This is a genomic window from Rhizobium sp. 768_B6_N1_8 (assembly GCF_051811225.1).
GTDB lineage: Bacteria > Pseudomonadota > Alphaproteobacteria > Rhizobiales > Rhizobiaceae > Rhizobium.
In genome coordinates this window covers 1466369-1485387 of record NZ_JBPWPV010000002.1, presented here as the reverse complement: position 1 = coordinate 1485387, position 19019 = coordinate 1466369, and the positions used below count along the sequence as shown (strand labels likewise).

Sequence of the window (19019 nt, the reverse complement as noted above, 5' to 3'; positions counted from 1 at the left end):
TTTGCGATATTTGTTCGGCAGGTTGACGAATTTATTATGACCGCGCCCGCGAACTGTCAACAAGCTGTTTGAAATCGGGGGGCTTTCATGGAAAAAGCAAAACACCGGTGCAACGATGAAGACGGATCTGGCGGGGTAGCTCGACGATGGTATTGACCGAAAACGCGCCACCCGTGCTGCGACAGATCTCCGTACGCGCGGTCATGGACGTGCTGCTCCATGCCGGACCCACCTCGCGAGCCGAGCTTTCGAAGATCACCGGCCTTTCGAAGCAGACGATGTCCGAGGTCATCAGGGCGCTGGAAGAAGGTGGCTGGGTTCGGGAAAAAGGCGTCACGAGCGGTCGCATCGGCCGCACGGCCATTACCTATGAGGTCAATGGCGATGCCGGCTATGCTGTCGGTATCGACATGGGCGCGACAACGACGCGCATCGTGCTTGGCAATATCGTCGGAAACGTTGTCGGCGAGATCGACTATCCGTCCGACCGCCGTGGCGGCTATCATCTGATCGACCAGGCCGAAGCAATGCTGTCGAAGATGCTTTTGGAGATGGGTATCGCCAGGGAGTTCGTTCTCGTAGCGGCGATAGCGACGCCAGGGGTCGTCGATCCTACGACGGGTGCGCTCTCGATGGCGCCAAACCTCGCCGATATCGCCGGCATCGATATCGGCAGGACGCTCAGCCAGAGGCTCGGCTGTCCCGTCGTCCTGGAAAACGATGTCAACGCAGCCGTTATCGGCGAGTCCTGGCAGGGATGCGCGACCGCAATCGATACCGTGGCGTTCATTTCGCTCGGGACGGGTATCGGGCTCGGCGTGCTCCAGGACGGCAAGCTGATGCGTGGCGCAAACGGGGCGGGCGGCGAGATTTCCTACATGCCGTTCGGTGCCGATCCATACACGAAGGACAGTCTTGAAAGGGGCGCGCTGGAATGCGCGATCGCGGCTCGGGGAATTAGCGAGCTCTACGAGCGTTCCGGGGGTGAGAAGGACACCTCGGTCCGGGACATCCTGGAACTTGCCGAAAAGAACGACCCGATCGCGGTCGAGGTGATCGGCAAGGTGTCGGACATTGCCGCGCTGCTTGTCGTGTCCGTCAATGCGATCGTCGATCCGAAGATCGTCGTTCTCGGCGGCAGTATCGGTCGCCACCCCTTGATAGCCGAAGGCGTTCGGCGAGGTATCGTGAAGGCGAGCCGCCGTGCCATCGATGTCGAGGCAAGTGTTCTTGGCGGTCGGGCAACGCTGGTCGGGGCTCTCGCGATTGGACTGAACCACGTTCACAACCTGCTTTTTTCTCCCCAGACCTTGCCGGAGCAGCGGCGCTTGCCGCCACCGCCGCTTTGATTGTCACGCAGATCTCCGTGTCAAGGCGCGAGCCACCCAGGATGGTGTTTATTGAAAATCCTGTCTGCAGGCGGGAGGAAACTGACGGGCGCTGATAGAAAAATACGTTCGTCATCTTGACGAACTAATTGCTTCCACGCAGACTGAACCGAGATATGAGGAGATCCGATTGCCTCGGTGTGGCTGCGGCCGCCTCCGGAAGAAACGTCAAAGGAATGGATTCATGGCCGGTCTCAAATTGAACGATATCAGGAAGAGCTTCGGCCATCATTCGATTCTCCATGGTGTCGATCTCGATGTGGGTGAGGGCGAATTCGTCGTGTTGGTCGGCCCTTCAGGGTGTGGCAAGTCCACATTGCTTCGCCTGATCGCTGGCCTCGAAAGTGTGAGTGCGGGAAAGATCATCATTGGCGACGATGACGTGACGGCGTCGCCTCCGGGGGATCGCGGGATCGCGATGGTGTTTCAGTCCTATGCGTTGTACCCGCATATGACCGTTGCCAAGAATCTGTCCTTCGGCCTCGAAAACCTCACGATGAGCCGGGCCGAAATCGATCGGCGTGTGATGGAGGCGGCAAGAATGCTTGCGATCGAGCCTCTCCTCGATCGACGCCCGAAACAGCTCTCGGGCGGCCAGCGGCAACGCGTGGCGATCGGTCGTGCGATTGTGAGGAACCCCAAGCTCTTCCTGTTCGATGAACCTTTGTCCAATCTGGATGCCGCACTTCGCGTGCAGACAAGAGGCGAGATCAGTCGCCTCCACAAGCGGCTTGGCGCCACGATGATCTATGTGACGCATGATCAGGTTGAGGCAATGACGATGGCGGACCGCATCGTCGTCCTCAATGCCGGACGCGTCGAGCAGGTCGGTACTCCGCTGGAGCTGTTCGAGGCCCCGGCCAACAAGTTTGTCGCGGGCTTCATCGGCTCGCCGCAGATGAACTTCTTCGATGGAATGCTTGCCGGGACCGGTCCGGGTCATGTTGCTGTCGACGTAGCGGGCTTCGGCCGTCTGGACATTCCAGCGCAGGCGGGGGATGCGACCGTCGGCGAACCTGTGATCCTCGGCGTACGGCCGAGCCATTTCGAACTCGCCAAGGGCAATGGCGCCGACGGTTTTCCGATCCGCTTCGAAGTCGATTACGCCGAAAGCATCGGCACGGATACCTATGTGTATGGCGTGGTGGAGGGCAGCGGGACTGCAACAATCGTCCACCTGCCTGATCATGTAGCGGTCAAGGACCGTGCAACCCTGCAGCTTGCGGTCCGGCCCGCGCGCCTTCATCTCTTTCGAGCCAAGACCGGCAGTTCCATCACAAAACCGCCTATCGGCGCCGCGGCTCTCGTTCATGCCGGCGATATCGAGGCCTGAAGCGCCTACCGCTCCCGAGGCTGCGCCGATGCGGCGACCGGCGGGTCGTTGTAATTCTATCCTTACGGGGATCGGCGATCGACCGCTCCGATGAACCTATAAATTGCTGGGGCCATTATGGCGGTGCTCGCCGCCCTGCTGATCATCACAAACATCGGCGGGTTTGTGCCCTGATGGCTGCATGCGACTTGCCGCGTAAAGCGGTGCATGGTCCCGAAATTCGTTTGCAAACCACATTAAATTGCATTAGCTTTCAATACACTAGAAAGTTATAACTTTAGCATTGCATTTCGGCTTTTACTTCCTCTTCCGTTGCCTAGGCACGTCAATCGGATAGGCCTTCATGCATCCAGACAGTCAATACATCCACGCCGACAATGCGGCGCTCATTTTCGATGAGCTTAAGTTTCGATCGCTGACGGTGAAGAACCGTCTTTTCCGATCCAATGTATCCGGCCAGTTCGACGACTATAACGGTCACGGCGGGAATGCCCGGCTGAACTGGGAGGAGAAGTTCGCGCGCGGCGGGATCGGCTGCATCATTTCCTCCTTTACGCCGGTCTCCGTGCGTGGCCGCATCCTCGTGCGTTATGCGATGATCGACGACGACGATAAGATCCCCTTCTGGCGGGAAGTCGGCCGCCGTGTCCACGCCCATGACTGTCGGTTCATCATGCAACTCAGCCATTCCGGCCGCCAGCAGGACATGGGCGGCGTCGAGAACCTGTTCAACAAGGGCCTGAGTTCGACCGATAAGAGCGACTACTTCCATGGGCTGCTCGCCCAGGCGATGACGAAACCCGAAATCGCGGAAGTGGTGGAGCAGTTCGCGCAAGGGGCGCGGCGCGCCCGGGAAGCGGGGCTCGACGGTGTCGAGCTTCACGGCGCCAACGGTTATCTGCTGACGCAATTCCTGAGTTCCGGCATCAACGACCGGACGGATGAATATGGCGGCGGCTGGGAGGGCAGGGCGCGTTTCGTGCTCGAGATCGTCAGGGCGATCCGCCGCGAGGTGGGCCAGGACTTCCATCTGCAGATGAAGATCAACGGCGTCGACCACAATGACTGGCTCTATCCCTGGATCAAGAAGGGCAACACGCTCGACGAGACGGTCAAGATCTGCACGATGCTGCTCGACGGCGGCAAGGGTGTCGACTCCTTCCATGTTTCGAGCGGCTCGACCTTTCCGCATCCACGCAATCCGGCCGGAGACCTGCCGCTGAACGATCTGCATCGCTGGTACGACGGCATGCTCTCGCAGGGCACGCGTGCGCCGATGAATTATGCGATCTTTTCCAATCCCCTGCTGGGGCGCGCCTTCCAGGCGCTCTGGCGCTGGCGCAGGGGCAAGGTCATCGAGGGCATCAATCTCGATTATGCGCGCGCGGTTTCCGAAGCGATCGGCAAGATCGATCCCGATATCAAGGTGCTCTGTACCGGCGGGTTCCAGCATGCCGACAGGATCGCCGAGGCTATCCGCTCGAAAGCCTGCGACGGCGTCACCATGGCCCGTCCGCTGATCGCCAACAACGATCTGCCGAAGATCCTCGCCGAGGCCAACGGCCCGGAGAAGGAATGCACCTATTGCAACAAGTGTCTGCTCAACGATCTCGAAAACCCGCTCGGCTGTTACGATCTCAGCCGGTTTGACGGAACGAGCTTCGAGGATCGCTACGGTAAGATGATCAAGCAGGTCATGTCGGTTTTCGAGCCGCCGACCTTCCATTGACACGCGCCATCGCCCGCGCATTCGGAGTGGACCTATGAGCAGCGACAACGACCGCAAGACGCCCGTCGAGATCGCCGTCGCCCGCCATCGCCGTTGGTGGTTGGCGATCGTTGTGCTGCTGTTGCTCGCGCTCGTCTATTACCTCGTGTTCGTCAACCAGTATGTCGTCGCCTTCAAAAGCCAGAGCGAGCATTTCATGCGCGGCTCGATCGGCAGCGAGACGGCGACGGGACCACCCTACTGGGTCTTCAAGGCCTTGCCGGTCATGTATGCCGACAAGCTCGGGCCGGAAGGCTGGGGCCGCTTCGGCTTCCTCTACGAAAAGCCGGGCGACGACCTTCCGATCGGGGTGTCGCGCCGCGTGGTCTCAGGCGTCGAGCGGGTCTGGCTCAACTGTTCCGTCTGCCATGTCGGCACCTATCATCTTTCTGGAGACGCGGTTCGCCATCTCATCCCCGGCGCGCCTTCCAATAATCTGCGCCTGCAGGAATTCATTCGCTTCTTCATCGATGTCGGCCGCGATCCCGGTTTTACTGCCGACGCGCTGATCGAAACGATCGATAGCCCCAAGGTCGGCGGCGATCTCAATGTCTTCGAGCGGCTGGTCTATCGCTACGTGGTCTTCCCGCGGGTCAAGAACGCCTTCCTCGATCTCGGCACCCAGCTCGATTTCGTCAAGCGCCAGGAGGATTGGGGCCCGGGCCGCGTGGACACGTTCAATCCCTACAAGGCGCTGCAGTTCGACTTTCCGATGGACGAGGCCCATATCAGTGGTGCTGCGCTGAACGGCTCTTCCGACTATCCCGCCATCTGGCGCCAGCGCCCGCGCGAGGGCATGAACCTCCATTGGGACGGCAACAATGATTCCGTGGCCGAACGAAACCTGAGTGCCGCACTCGGCGCCGGCGTGACGCCCGTGACGGTCGACCGGGCGTCAATCGCGCGCATCGAGGACTGGATGTGGGATCTGCCTTCGCCGCCGTTCCCCGTCGCCGCCAAGATCGATCAGGCGAAGGCGGCGGAGGGCAAGACGCTGTTCCTGCAGTATTGCGCCGATTGCCACGGCTTCAAGGATGCGAAGGACTACAGCTACGACAGGCAGCGTTTCACGCACCTCGGCATGACGGTTCCCCTCGCCGATATCGGCACCGATGCGGGACGCTGGACCTCCTATACGGCAAATTTCGCCGCCGAGCAGAACCTGCTCTATGCCGGCTATCCCTGGCGCTTCAGCCGCTTCCACAAGACGGATGGCTATGCCAATCACCCGCTCGACGGCATCTGGGCGCGATCGCCCTATCTGCACAACGGCTCGGTGCCGACCTTGCGCGATCTGCTTGAACCGAGCGCCAAGCGGCCGTCCGTCTGGTTCCGCGGCAGCGACGAGTTCGATCTCGCCAAAGTGGGCTATCGGTCGGATCAGTCTGCCGGCGGCGATCTCTTTCGCTACGACACGACGCGGCCCGGAAATGGCAATGCCGGCCACGAAGGATATCGCTACGGCACGGAGTTGCCGGCGGCGGCAAAAGACGCCCTCGTCGAATATATGAAGACGCTATGACCCAGTCGCGATCGCTCAGCAAATGGAAGGCACGGCATGCGGTCCTCGTCTGGATCGGCATCCTTTTGAACTTCGCCTTCGTCCTGCCGCTCATCTTCTGTCCGGAATGGATCCTCGGCCTCTTCGGCATCACCGTCAACCAGCTGATCTGGCCGCGCTTTGCCGGACTGCTGCTCGGGATCCTGTCGATCTTCTACATTCCGGCGACGCTCGATATCGACCGTTACCGCGTCTTCGCCTGGCTCGCGGTCTTCCCTTCCCGCACGCTCGGCACGGTCTTCTTCTTTCTCGCCGTCTTCGTGTTCGACCAGCCGATCGGCTATCTCGCCGGCGTCTTCCTCGACGGGTCGGTCGGCATTGCGACGCTTTTCTGTCTCCTGCGCATCCTGCTGCTCGAACAGAACATCGCCGAAGGGAGACAGGCATGAGGCGCGTCTTCTGGAAATGGCTTTTCGCCGTTCTGGTCCTGCTCGTCGTCGGCGCTTTTGCGCTGTTCTTCCTGCTCTTCCGGCCGGTCGCCCAGCCGCGGACGAACGATCTGGCTGAGGTCTTCAATCACGGTTCGATCGGCAATGAAGAGGCGCAGGGAATTCCCTACTGGATCTGGCGCGTCTTGCCGCAACTCTTTCCCGAACATCTGCCGGCAAACGCGGACGGTTATGGCGCCTTCGGCCTCTACTGGCGCGCCGGCGACGAGGTTCCGGTCGGCCTGTCGGTCAAGACGCTCGGCGTCATAGAGCGCGTTGCGCCGAACTGCGCCTTCTGCCACCAGGGCAGCTATCGGCTCCATGCCGCCGAGCCGGCGCGGCTGGTCGAGGCGGGCCCTGGGACGCGGGTCAATCCGCAGGCCTATATCCGCTTTCTGATCGATGTCGGCGCCGATCCCAGGTTTACCGCCGACCGGGTGATGACGGAGATCGGTAGGATCTATGACATGGCGGTCTGGGAGCGGGCGCTCTATCGCTTCGTCCTGGTGCCGGCGACCCGGGCAGCCCTCCAGGAACAGGGGCGGCAGTTTGCCTGGATGAAGGATCGGCCGGACTGGGGGCCGGGCCGGATCGATCCTTTCAATCCGGTCAAGTTCCAGAACCTCCAACTTGCCGATGACCACACGATCGGCAATTCCGACATGATGCCCCTGTGGTCGCTTGCCGACCTCGCCGCCACCAATACGCGCCGCTTCTCACTCCATTGGGACGGATTGCAGACCGATCTCTACGAGACGGTGGTCTCGGGCGCGATCGGCGACGGCATGACCTACAAATCCTATGGGGGAAGCGAAGAGGGTCTTCGCCGCATTATGGATTTCATCCGCCTGCAGGGGCCGCCGCCGTCGCCGTTTTCTCCCCTCAAGCCGGCAGGCGATCCCTATCATGTCGATGCGGCGGCAGTCGACGCCGGCCGTGCGATCTATACCGCGCAATGCGCCGCCTGCCATGATGCCAAGGGCGCACGCTACAGGACGCCGATCCCAATCGTCGAGCTCGGCACGGACCGCCATCGCCTGGATATGTGGACGCCCGCAGCCCGCGACCGTTATGCGGCCTACGAGCCGCGCTATGCCTGGGGTTTTGCCAATTTCCAGAAGACCGACGGTTATGTGGCGACGGGCCTTGGTGGCCTGTGGCTGCGCGGTCCCTACCTGCATAATGGCAGCGTCCCGACATTGCGCGCCCTGCTGCTTCCGCCTGCCGAGCGGCCGGGGCAGTTCTACCGCGGCTCCGATCTTGTGGATGCCGACAATGGCGGCTTCGTGAGCATGCCGGATAAGCCGGGGGAGCGGTACGGCACGCTCTACGATACCGGCCTTCCGGGCAACGGCAATGGCGGTCATCTCTGGGGCACGGATCTGCCGCCGGAGGCGAAGGAGCAACTGCTTTCCTATCTCAAGACACTTTGACCATCAGGAGGGGGCAATGGCAAACGTCAGACAGCGCATCGTGCGGTTTCTCGCCTGGATCGTGGCAGCCGTCGTCGCGCTCGCCGTCATCGCCATCGCTGCGGTTGCGCTCATCGTCTGGTGGCTGATCGAGCCGGATGCGAGCCAGTTCGGCAATGTTGAGGACGAGGCGAAGACAGTCCATCGCAAGGTCGAGGAATTTCCCGGAGCCGGCGAGCCTTACTTCGCGGCAATGGACAAGGGCTTGCTGCTGCCGCCGGCAGCCGGCGCCGATTATCCCGACGAGATCAAGGAGGTCGCAACCGCCACCGGGCTCGATCCGGAGGCCGTCCGCAAGGCGGCGATCCGCGGACAGAATGCCTGGATCGTCTGGACCGGCGGCAACGACCGTTTCTGGGACTTCGCTGCCAGCGCGACGATCGGCGCCTTCGATCTCCTGAAGACCATCTCGTCTCATCCGACGATGGCCTATGGCCGCGACAACCGCTTCCGCTATCTCGGGCTCGTCAACGAACCCTGCTTCGACACTCCGAAGAGCGCTGATCCCGATCATTGGGGGCTGTGGATCGATCAGCGCAAAAAGGACTGCGCGGCCGACAGTTTCGGCGGCAATGCCGAGGCGGATGCCCGCTATCCCGGCGTGCAGATCGGCTCGCGCGGCACCACGGTCAAGGTGAAGGACGAAGAGAAGAAAATCCCGGTCGGCTCTTATTATGGCGAACCGACGGGCGTGATGGGCCTGCGTCTCTTCTCCAATCCTGACTTCGACAGCAAGGCCGCCGAACATTGGGATGCAGTGCGCTATTACACCGATCCCTCCTATTACAACGACAAGGATCTCGTGCGTCCCTATCGCGTCGGCATGTCCTGCGCCTTCTGCCATGTCGGTCCCAATCCGATCAACCCGCCAAAGAATGTCGAGAGCCCGGAATTCTCCGAAATCTCGTCCAATCCCGGCGCTCAGTATTTCTGGGTCGACCGCATTTTCTTCTGGAACACCAAACCGCGCGCGACGCCTGGGGAACCGGCCGAGAACGAGAGGAATTTCCTCTTCCAGCTGTTCCATACGAACCCGCCGGGTTCGCTCGATACCTCGCTGGTCTCGACCGATTACATGAACAATCCCCGCACGATGAATGCCGTCTACGACGTCCTGGAGCGGCTGCGCATCGGGGCAAAGACCGGCAAGGAAATCATCAAGGGGGACGAGAAGGACAACAAGCAGGCGCAGGACTATCCGCAGACCGCGGCCTTCGGTTCCCTCTACGACAAGGCGACCGGCACGGTCGCCTCGATGCGCGTCCTGAAGGACGGCGCCGATTCCGTCGGCACGCTCGGTGCGCTCAATCGCGTCTATCTCAATATCGGCCTCTTCAGCGAGGAATGGCTGCTGCACTTCCGCCCCTTCCTCGGCGGGCAGAAGATCTCGCCGATCCGCATCGCCGATGCCGAGAAGAACTCGGTCTACTGGCAGGCCACTGAGGCGATGACGCCTGACATGGCGATATTCTTCCTGGTCGCAGCCCGCGCCGATCACCTGAAGGATACGCCGGTCGGAGAAAAGGTGCTCGAAGCGCGCGATCCGGCCGAGGTCGAGCGCGGAAAGATCGTCTTTGCCGAAAACTGCGCCGCCTGTCATTCGAGCAAGCAGCCGGTGCCGGCGCCGGACCTCGGCGTCGATCAGGGCATCTGCGCAGGCGGCGGTGCCGGCCCGCATTATCGCGAATGCTGGGACCGCTACTGGGCCTGGGCGCAGTCGGATGCCTTCAAGCACGGCATGGTCAAGCTCGTCACGCAAAAGGATGAGAACGGAAAGGATTTCCTCGACGGCAATTACCTGTCGACGGAACGGCGCGTGCCGATGGATGTCGTGCGCACCAATGCCTGCAGCGCGATCGCCACCAACGGTCTTTCGGGTGACATCTGGGACAATTTCACCTCCTCCACCTACAAGTCGCTGCCGCCTCCGCATGAGGTGACGGTCAATCATCCGGTTTCGGGGGCGGCAACGCCGCTACAGGCGGCAGGCAACGGGCGCGGCTATCTAAGGCCGCCATCGCTCGTCAGCCTCTGGTCGACCGCGCCCTTCTTGCTCAACAATTCCGTTGGCCACGAGGACAGCTATTACGGGACGGACTATTACAATCAGGACTATGCCGGCGGCTACGGCGCCGGTCGCGGCACCGCCTGCCCGGCGGCGGATGCGGGCGATCCCTATCTGCCCTGCGTCGAAAACAGGCTTGCGGTCTTCGACCGGTCGATCCGCCAGATGCTCTCGCCGCAAACGCGCCGGATGGATAAGATGACCGAGGCGCCGGTGCCGGGCTATATCTACCGCACCAGCGCTCCCTCATGCCTCATCGTGCCGCCGGGCTTCGTGCCCGACAAGGTGAAGCCCTTCACCGGCCTGCTGAACAAGGTCGCCGGCTGGGCCTTCAAGAAGGACGGCTCGATCACCGTCGGCCCCTTCCCAGCCGGTTTCCCTGTTAATGCGCTGACCAACACCGAGCTGTTGCCCGACAATGATGAGGAGAGCAAATTCGCCAATTACAAGCGCCTGATCGCCAACGGCCCGGCGCTGATCGGAGCCTTCTCCGAGCTCGGCGGGCAATGCACGCCGGAGGAACTCGCAGATCCCGCCGTGCTCGCCAAAGCCGATAAGGTAGTGCGCGACACCAAGCTCATCGATCGCCTGGTGGGCTTGAGCAAATGCCCTGACTATGTGGTCAATGGTGGGCACACATTCGGCGCCGATCTCCCGCAATCGGACAAGAATGCCCTGATTTCCTATCTGAAGCAGTTCTGACGATGTCCGGCGGGCCGACTTACGATTATATCGTTATCGGCAGCGGCGCCGGCGGCGCCGTCCTCGCCGCGCGGCTGGCCGAAGAGGGGCGGACGGTGCTCGTCATCGAGGCCGGCGGCGATCCGCTGGCGAAGTCGGACGACGGCTCCGACATGCCGCTTGCCGATGCCTGTCGCGTGCCCGCCTTTCATGCCTTTGCCTCCGAACATCCCGGCATGGCCGAGAACCATTGGGTGCGCCACTACGAAAATCAGGAAATGCAGGAGCGCGACTGGCGCTACAGCAAAGAAAAGGACGGTGTGCTTTATCCACGCGTGCGCGGGCTCGGCGGCTGCACCGCCCATCATGCGATGATCATCGTGCGGCCCAATCATTGCGACTGGAACCACATCTTTGCGATTACCGGCGACGAAAGCTGGAAGGCTTCGCACATGCAGGGCTATTTCGAGCGCATCGAGCGCTGCCGCTACCGCTTCTTCCTGTGGCGGTGGCTCGCCGCGGCAACAGGCCTCAATCCGACGGGCCACGGATGGTGGGGGTGGATGACGACGGAGCGGGCCCTGCCACTGCGGGCTCTGCGCGACTGGCCGCTGTGGCGGGCGCTGCTGCGCTGCGTCGGCGCGGCCGCCGATGCCTTCGGCAAGCGGGGTTCCGACTGGGAGACGACCGAGATCGACCCCAACGACCACCGCAATTGGAACGTCGGCGCCTGCGGCGTGCGCGTCACACCGCTTTCGACGCGACGCCACACCAGGCAGGGGCCGCGCGAGCGGCTGCTCGACGTGATGAAGCGGCACCCCGACCGCCTGACGCTTCGTCTGAACACTCTGGTCACGCGCATCGAATTTGACGGCAAGCGCGCGGTCGCGGTTCGCTGCATTAACGGGGAGGGGCGCGAGGAAGTCATTCGGGCCGGCCGCGAGATCATCCTGTCAGGCGGCGCCTTCGCCTCGCCCCAGCTTCTGATGCTCTCCGGCATTGGCGATCCCGGCCATCTCGACGAGCACAATATTCCCGTCGTCGAGGCGCTTCCAGGCGTCGGGCGGAACCTGCAGGACCGCTACGAGGTCGGTGTCGTCAGCCGGATGAACGAACCCTGGTCGGCCCTCAAGGGCGTCACCTATACGACGGGCGACGCCCATTACCAGCGGTGGCGCAGATTTCGCATCGGCAACTATACGAGCAACGGTGTCATGTTTTCCCTGACGCTTAAATCCCGCGACACGCTGAGCGAACCAGACCTGCATTGCTTTTCGCTGCTGGCCGATTTCCGCGGCTATTATCCTCGCTATTCCGAGCGCATCCGCAAGCCTGATTACATGACCTGGGCGATCCTCAAGGCCTATACCGAAAACCAGGGCGGAACGGTGCGGTTGAGAAGCGCCGATCCCGCGGCCCTGCCTGCTGTCATGTTTCATTCCTTCTTCGAGGGAACAGGCAATTACGACCTCGATCTCGACGCCGTCGTCCATGCCATCCGTTTCGTAAGAAAGGTCAACGATGCGATGGACGCTCCGATCGCAAGCGAAGAGGAGCCCGGCCGGCAGAACGAGAGCGACGAGGCGCTTCGCCGCTATGTCGCGGAAAACGCCTGGGGCCACCATGCCTGCGGCACCTGCGCCATCGGCCCCCGCGAAGATGGCGGCGTGCTCGACAGCCGCTTCAGGGTGCACGGCATCGAAGGCCTGCGCGTCGTTGACGCTTCGGTCTTTCCCCGCATTCCCGGCTACTTCCTTGCCACTGCCGTCTACATGGTCGCCGAGAAGGCGGCCGATGTCATTCTCACCGACAGCTGACTGGAAACACGCTGATGAGCGAACACCCCATCCATCGGGAAGCCAGCATCTACAATTGGCTCGGCGAACGCGTCCGGGGCTTCGTTCGATGGTGGCGGGAATTCGATGCCTGGCTGAACCAGCCGCTGCCGAAGGGGCGGCGCCTCGCGTGGCGATGGCTCGCGCCCGACGGCTATGCCTGGTTTGTGCCGCTGCTCGCGGGCATTCTGACCCTTGCCATGGCGCTCGGTCCGACCGTCGAGATGCGCTGGGGCAATCTCGGTCTGCTTGCGATCGGGTTCGCGCTTCTTTTCCTGCTGCATGCGGCAGCTAGCCGGCGAGCGGTCTTCAACCAGTATCTGCTTGCCGGACAGCTGGTGATCCTTGCGGCCCTCGCCGCGCTTCTCATCATCAATTCGCGCCCGGAAACCTACGGCATGATGACGGCGCGGCCCCGCCTGCATATCGGCGCCGCGATCGTCTGCGCACTCGTGCTTGCGCTGCCGGCGGCCTGGATGCTCTCGCGGTGCCTATTCCGCTCCAATGCAGGCGGCGGGCTTGCCGACAGCCTGCCTAAAGTGGAGCTTTTCTTGCCCAAGAATCGCTACGATTTCATGGGCCGCGGACCGATTGCCGCGCTGGTGTCGGCCCTTGTCATCGCCCCAATCCGCTATCCGGTCGAATTGCTTCTGCCCGGATCGCTGCTCACCCTGTTCGTGCCCGATCACTATCTCTGGTACGCTTTCTTGGTGACCGGTGTTGCCGCATGGATCGCCCTTTTCCTCGGCATCCTGTTCGATCGGTTGATGGAAATCCTGCAGACGATCGGGCGTCTTTTCTTCATTGGCCCGCAGCGGGTGATCAGCGTTCTCGTCATTGTCGTCGCAGTGCTTCGCCTCGCTGACGTCCATTACATCACCTACCTCTTCAATGCCGGCTCCGAAGGCTACGGCAATACGACTCTCATGCGCTATATCGCCTTCGCCTATGCCGTCGCCTGGTACTATGCCTTCTGGTGCGATCACTTCGTCGCGCGCCGGCTCATGCGTCTCATGGACAGGGAGCAGCAAGCGATCACTCCGGTCGAAATCGCTTACGACTATGAAGGCAGCGAGACCTTGAGCACGGTCCGCAACCAAGGCCGCGCGATCGCGCTGCATGGCGCGGGGCGCCTGAAGATCGAGGGCCGCTATGAGGATCAGTATCAGCGGCAGACCAAGGCCGCGTCTGACCGGGCGATCCAGTTCATGACGCCGGCGGAAGTGCTCGCGCAGTTTCGTGCCCAGCTGGAGCGCCTGCCCGCCGAGCAGGCGCCGGCCGGGGATCTGCTTGCGAGCCTGCGCAATTTCCAGCGCTCGACGCTCGTCTATCCCGCCCTCGTCGGCGCGCTGGCTTATGGCCTCATCGGCGGTCCTGCTGTCTTCAGTTTCCTGCGGGCGATCCAGCCTCCGGAACTTGCAATCCGCTCCGAACGACATGTGGGCAAGCAGCCCGCATCATTCCTATTCGAAAGCGGCCAACCCAACGGCGGCTGCGGTCCGCTCCAGCCCACAACGCCGAGAGTTGCAGTTATCGCCTCCGGTGGCGGCACGCGTGCGGCGATCTACACGGCCTCGCTGCTGCGGGGGCTGGCCGAGCACGACCAGATCTGCAACGTTGTGCTTGTCAGTGGCGTCTCTGGTGGCAGCGCTGCGCTCGGCTATTTCGCGCTTCATGAGCAGGAGCTTCGTCGGCCACGTGACAGCATGGACGTCAAGGCATGGGATGATTTTTCGCAAGCCATGGCGCTGCCCTTCATCGAACAGGTGATCGACAGTGCGAGCGATATGCGCTTCGCCTTCGGGCGCTGGCATTGGGCGTCCTCGGCCTGCCGTGAAGCTCAAAGGCCGGAGGAGGACGTGACGGGCTGGATACCGGCACGCTCGAGATTGGGCGCGATTCTCGCTGAATCCTTCGTCTGTCATATGGGTGCCGGGACGATGGGAGCGCCGTCCTTCGGCGTGATGCTCAACACCGCGATCGTCGGATCTTTTTCCGATGACAGCCCCTCCTGCCAAGCCGATCGGAGCCTTTCGCTTCCCGAGAGAGCGACGCGCTGCCGCCAATTTCTGGATGCCGCCCAGGCGGGCGGGCGGCTGGTGCTGACCAATCTTGCCGCGCCTGCGTCTCCGCCGGACGACGGATCGCTGCACATGCAGCTCGTCACACTCGACAATGCGGACATGTCGATCGCGCGCGCCGCAGCCCTGAGCGCAAACTTTCCGCCGGTCTTTCCCGATGCTGCAATCGACATCGAAGCATCCGGAGAAGCAAGGACACGATACTGGGTGACCGATGGCGGAGCGGTCGAAAACCGTGGCGCCATGACGCTCTACTACGCCATCCGCAATGCGTTCCACTCAGCGCCGCAATCACCGCAGACGCTGCCGCCGCTGCACGTCGTCATCGCCGATGTTTCGGCGCCGGCCGGCCGCTATAGCGAGAGCTTCGGTTTTGGCTCGGTGCTTGGCGCCGGGGGCCAGTTGGGCCTCGGCCTCGAGACGGAGCTTCGCACGGCGATCGAGAAGCTCTATTGCGATCATAATTCTGAAGTCAGCATCCACGAGATCACCATGCCGCGTGTTTTACGAGATGGCGGAATCGGGACGCATTGGCTGCTTCCCAACTCGCTCTCGTTCACCAATCCCAAGAGCTTATCGGAGACCGAGATCCTGTCTGCCCGAGACGTCGAAACGCTGGTTCTGGCGCTGCATAGCGATGTCGCGGAAACCTATCAGGACGAGGCCGCAACCAAGAAAGTCAAACTTTGGGCTCAGCAGGACGACGTCACAAAGCATGACGAGCGGTGGAGGGATCTTCTGGCCAGTCTCGCGGAAGCAGGAGGCAAACACGGTTGCCGGGACATTCAGGGAGGAATGACGGGGCAATAGAAGAGGCAAGCCGGTGTCGCTGGCTCTCGGTTTGATCTAACACAGTGCTCGACAAAAATGTGGTTGTCCGTAGTTACGGCGAAGACATAGGTAGCGGAACCCACCTTCCGAGAGATCGTCCGCAGCATGCTTCATCCGGCGAGTTGCAGCACAACCTTTCCGAAACGGGAAGCGGCTGAGAAATAGCGCATCGAATTTGCAACGTCTGTCCAATCGAATACACGATCGATTACCGGCTTGAGGTCGAGGGCTTCTATGGCCCGGTTCATGGCTTCGAAGGATTCACGCGATCCGACAGGAATGCCGCGAACGTCTATTTGTTTTCGAAAGATATCGAGAGGATTGATCGTGCCCTGTATGCCACCAAGGTAGCCGATCACATTGATCTGGCCGCGACGGGATGCCGCCTTTAGCGACTGCTCAAAGCTTTTTGGTCCTCCGACCTCGATGATGTGGTCGACGCCACGACCGTCAGTCATATCGAGAACGGCGGCAGACCATTCCGGTGTGCGTCGATAGTTGATCCCACCAAATGCACCGAGACCCTTTGCGCGTTCCAGCTTTTCGTCGCTGCTGGAGGTGACGATCACACGAGCGCCGCTCGCGCGGGCGAACTGCAGTGCAAAAAGCGATACCGCACCGGTTCCCTGGACAAGAACGGTTTCTCCAGCCCTGATGTGCCCCTCCGTTACAAGGGCTTGCCACGCCGTAACGGCGGCGCACGGCAAGGTCGACGCTTCAATATCGCTCAGATTGCGCGGCGCGAAAACGGCTGCTTGTTCATCGAGAATTGCATATTCCGAAAGAAGCCCGTCGAGCGGGCCGCCGCGTTGGTAGGACGGTTCTGCCATCCGAAAGGAACCGCCGGTCCAGCGTTGCCAGAACGTGCTGCAGACCCTGTCGCCGATTTTGAAACGAGTTACGTCACGACCGACGGCAATCACCTCGCCGACGCCGTCCGACAAGGGGATGAGCGGCAGCCCGAATGCCGTATGATAATGTCCCTGCGCAATTTCGAGATCCCGATAGTTGAGTGCCGTTGCCTTGACGCGGATCAGGATTTCCTGGCGCTGGGGCTGTGGCATCGGGCGCTTTTGCAGTGTCAGATTGTCGAGGCTGCCTGCCTCGGTGAGGACGATCGCTTTCATCATATTTCTCCGGGTTGATTTATCCGTGCCCGCAAAATGACCTTGATATCCGTGATACTCAAATTCATAATATGCAAAATAAGTATGTGGAATGAACATGTTTGATGAGATGCGGACATTCGTGATGTTTGCCGATGAAGGATCGGTTCAACGGGTCGCGCAACGTTTGCCGCTGACCCAGCCAGCCGTCAGTCGTCAGATCCAGAGATTTGAACAGGCACTCGGCGTCACGCTGCTCGACCGTCGGCAGAAGCCGCCGGTTCTGACGCCGGCAGGACGTGAAGTGCTGGCTCGTAGTCGCGATATTCTGACTGCTTTCGAGAACATGAAGGCCGTTGTGGCGGCGCCGGAGGCGCATGGCCTTTTCCGGCTCGGCGTGGCCAAGGGCCTTGCGCATGACAGTCTCGCCGGAGAACTAGGCTCGGCGACCGCACGGTTTCCCAAGGTGTCGATGCGGCTGAAATCGCAATGGAGCCAGGAACTTGTCGAGCAGTTCCGGTTGGGGCATCTCGATGCCGCCATCGTGTTATCCGAGCGATCCCGATATCCGCACGCCGAAAATATCGGCGACGAAAAACTGATCGTCATCGGTGCCAGCGGAACCAGCAGAGCCGATGATCCAGCGAACAGGACGTGGATATTGAGCCCAGAACCCTGCGACGCTCGCCGTTGTCTCGCAGAGTTGTTGGCCGGCCAGCGCCAGCCCCTGACGATTGCGGCCGAAATTGAGGATGCAGGTATGCAGCTCGCGCTGGTGCGCAGGGGCTTCGGTCTCGGGTTGATGCCCAGACGCCTGTTTGAAAGCTCGCCGCCACATGGCATCGAGAGGGTCAACATAAGCGACCAGGATATGCATCTGGACGTCGTGATGCTGCGCTCTCCGCATCTTGGATCCATGTCGAAGGTTGCCGATGCGATTTCGGCCGTTGCGCGCAGTTTTATCACTGGCACGCAACCCGAAATCAGCTAGACCTACGTTCTGAGGAAGCCCCCCGAGCTCACCGGATCTTCCGCCTCACGCATCATCATCCGGGCAAGCGGCGTCAACCGCTTCAGCAGCGTCCATCCGGAAAAAGCGTAATAAGATTTGATCGTCTGGAGACCGGAGTCAGATGGGGCCGCCTTCAGACTCTAGAATGGCCTAAAGTAAAAAAGGGCCGCCCTCAGCCGGATCAACCCTTCGCAGCGGCGCCAGCTTCGCCAGCACGGCGCATGAGGAGATCACGCTCCCTCTTATTTTCGGCAAGCGCGGCTGCCGCTTCAAAGGCTCGCCCCGCTTCGTCGTATCGGCCAAGCTTATAAAGAAGATCGCCGCGGACGCTGGGCAGAAGATGATAGTTCTTCAATGCAGGCTCATCGCGCAGGCTTTCAATAATGTCCAGTGCCGCCTCGGGGCCTTCGACCATGCCGATGGCCACGGCTCGATTGAGTTCGACGATCGGCGAATGCAGAAGCCCGGCAAGTTCCGCATAGAGATCGGCGATCCGCCTCCAATCGGTTTCATCGGCGCTCATCGCTTTTGCGTGACATGCGATGATCGCGGCCTGCAGGGCATAGATCCCGCCAGCACCGTCAAGCTCCTGAGCCCGCATCAACGCCTTCAAGCCGCGCTGAATCTGCAAGCGATCCCAGCGGCCGCGATTTTGTTCGAGCAGCAGGATCGGATTGCCGGCCGCATCCGTGCGCGCCGCAGCACGGGACGCGTTCAGCTCCATCAAAGCCAGCAAAGCGTGCGCCTCCGGCTCCTGCGGCGCCACTGACGTTAGGACGCGGCCCAACCGCAGCGCCTCATTGCACAATTGCAGCCGAAACCAGTTGTCGCCGCGGGCGGCCGTGTAACCCTCGTTGAAGATCAGGTAGATGACCTCAAGCACCGAGGCGAGACGTTGCGACAGCTGCTCGCCATGCGGTGTCTCATAGCCCAGCCCCGATTCAGACAATGTCTTCTTGGCGCGGACGATGCGTTGGGCGATCGCCGCTTCCGTCACCAGAAATGCCCGGGCGATTTCTGATGTCGTCAGGCCGCAGATCATCCGCAAGGCCAGGGCCACACGCGCCTCGCGCGAGATCAGCGGATGGCACGCCGTGAATATCAGGCGCAACATTTCATCGCCGATATCGTCATCCAGAGGCGTGTCTAGATCTGGCATGATCTGCTCTTCTGCTTCCATTTCCCGGATAATCATCTCGTGCTTCTGATCCAGCATCCGGCGATGCCGCAGATGATCGAGCGCCCGACGCTTGGCAGTGGTCATGAGCCATGCGCCGGGCCGCTCGGGGATTCCCGTCTTCGGCCATCGTTCCAGGGCGACAGTCAGCGTTTCCTGGGTCAGATCCTCGGCCAGCGGCACGTCACGCAGCAATCGTGCCAGGCTGGTGATAAGCCGCGGCTGTTCGATCCGCCAGACCGCCAGGATCGTTTGATGGGTGCCGGCGACCGTCACGGCCG

12 protein-coding genes are annotated in these 19019 nt (G+C 61.5%); 10 read left to right on the top strand and 2 right to left on the bottom strand.

Going from position 1 to position 19019, the window contains the following annotated elements; genetic code table 11:
* Positions 1–146: 146 nt before the first annotated feature.
* From AB8B33_RS31070 to AB8B33_RS31030, 9 genes are all read left to right on the top strand, one after another.
* Positions 147–1349, top strand: coding sequence for an ROK family protein (locus AB8B33_RS31070; protein WP_439018313.1), 1203 nt, complete (start codon positions 147–149; stop codon positions 1347–1349).
* A 223-nt stretch (positions 1350–1572) separates the two neighbouring features.
* A complete protein-coding gene (locus AB8B33_RS31065; protein WP_439018312.1) occupies positions 1573–2721 on the top strand; it encodes an ABC transporter ATP-binding protein in 1149 nt (382 codons plus the stop codon).
* Positions 2722–3064: 343 nt separating this feature from the next.
* Positions 3065–4450: an NADH:flavin oxidoreductase gene (locus AB8B33_RS31060; RefSeq protein WP_439018311.1), complete on the top strand. Its 1386-nt coding sequence runs from the start codon at positions 3065–3067 to the stop codon at positions 4448–4450.
* 34 nt (positions 4451–4484) lie between these two features.
* On the top strand, positions 4485–6011 hold the full coding sequence (locus AB8B33_RS31055; protein ID WP_439018310.1) for a cytochrome c: 1527 nt from the start codon (positions 4485–4487) through the stop codon (positions 6009–6011).
* Positions 6008–6439, top strand: coding sequence for a hypothetical protein (locus tag AB8B33_RS31050; RefSeq protein ID WP_439018309.1), 432 nt, complete (start codon positions 6008–6010; stop codon positions 6437–6439). The genes AB8B33_RS31055 and AB8B33_RS31050 overlap by 4 nt, the downstream gene beginning before the upstream one ends.
* Positions 6436–7911, top strand: coding sequence for a cytochrome c (locus AB8B33_RS31045; protein ID WP_439018308.1), 1476 nt, complete (start codon positions 6436–6438; stop codon positions 7909–7911). The genes AB8B33_RS31050 and AB8B33_RS31045 overlap by 4 nt, the downstream gene beginning before the upstream one ends.
* Before the next feature lie 16 nt (positions 7912–7927).
* On the top strand, positions 7928–10717 hold the full coding sequence (locus AB8B33_RS31040) for a hypothetical protein (protein WP_439018307.1): 2790 nt from the start codon (positions 7928–7930) through the stop codon (positions 10715–10717).
* Between the two features lie 2 nt (positions 10718–10719).
* On the top strand, positions 10720–12513 hold the full coding sequence (locus AB8B33_RS31035; protein WP_439018306.1) for a GMC family oxidoreductase: 1794 nt from the start codon (positions 10720–10722) through the stop codon (positions 12511–12513).
* Between the two features lie 14 nt (positions 12514–12527).
* Complete coding sequence (locus AB8B33_RS31030; RefSeq protein WP_439018305.1) at positions 12528–15422, top strand: hypothetical protein; 2895 nt, start codon at positions 12528–12530, stop codon at positions 15420–15422.
* Positions 15423–15553: 131 nt separating this feature from the next.
* Here AB8B33_RS31030 and AB8B33_RS31025 read toward each other — a convergent pair whose 3' ends face one another.
* Positions 15554–16669 carry a zinc-dependent alcohol dehydrogenase family protein gene (locus AB8B33_RS31025; RefSeq protein WP_439018304.1) on the bottom strand — a complete coding sequence of 372 codons (1116 nt, stop codon included), beginning with the start codon at positions 16667–16669 and terminating at the stop codon, positions 15554–15556.
* Here AB8B33_RS31025 and AB8B33_RS31020 point away from each other — a divergent pair.
* A complete protein-coding gene (locus AB8B33_RS31020) occupies positions 16668–17540 on the top strand; it encodes a LysR family transcriptional regulator (protein ID WP_439018303.1) in 873 nt (290 codons plus the stop codon). The two genes, AB8B33_RS31025 and AB8B33_RS31020, sit on opposite strands and share 2 nt — an antisense overlap.
* A gap of 202 nt (positions 17541–17742) precedes the next feature.
* On the opposite strand, the gene AB8B33_RS31015 is transcribed toward AB8B33_RS31020, so the two are convergent.
* The gene (locus AB8B33_RS31015; protein ID WP_439018302.1) at positions 17743–19014 is read right to left on the bottom strand and encodes an RNA polymerase sigma factor; all 1272 of its coding nucleotides are present in this window, start codon (positions 19012–19014) and stop codon (positions 17743–17745) included.
* Positions 19015–19019 lie beyond the last annotated feature (5 nt).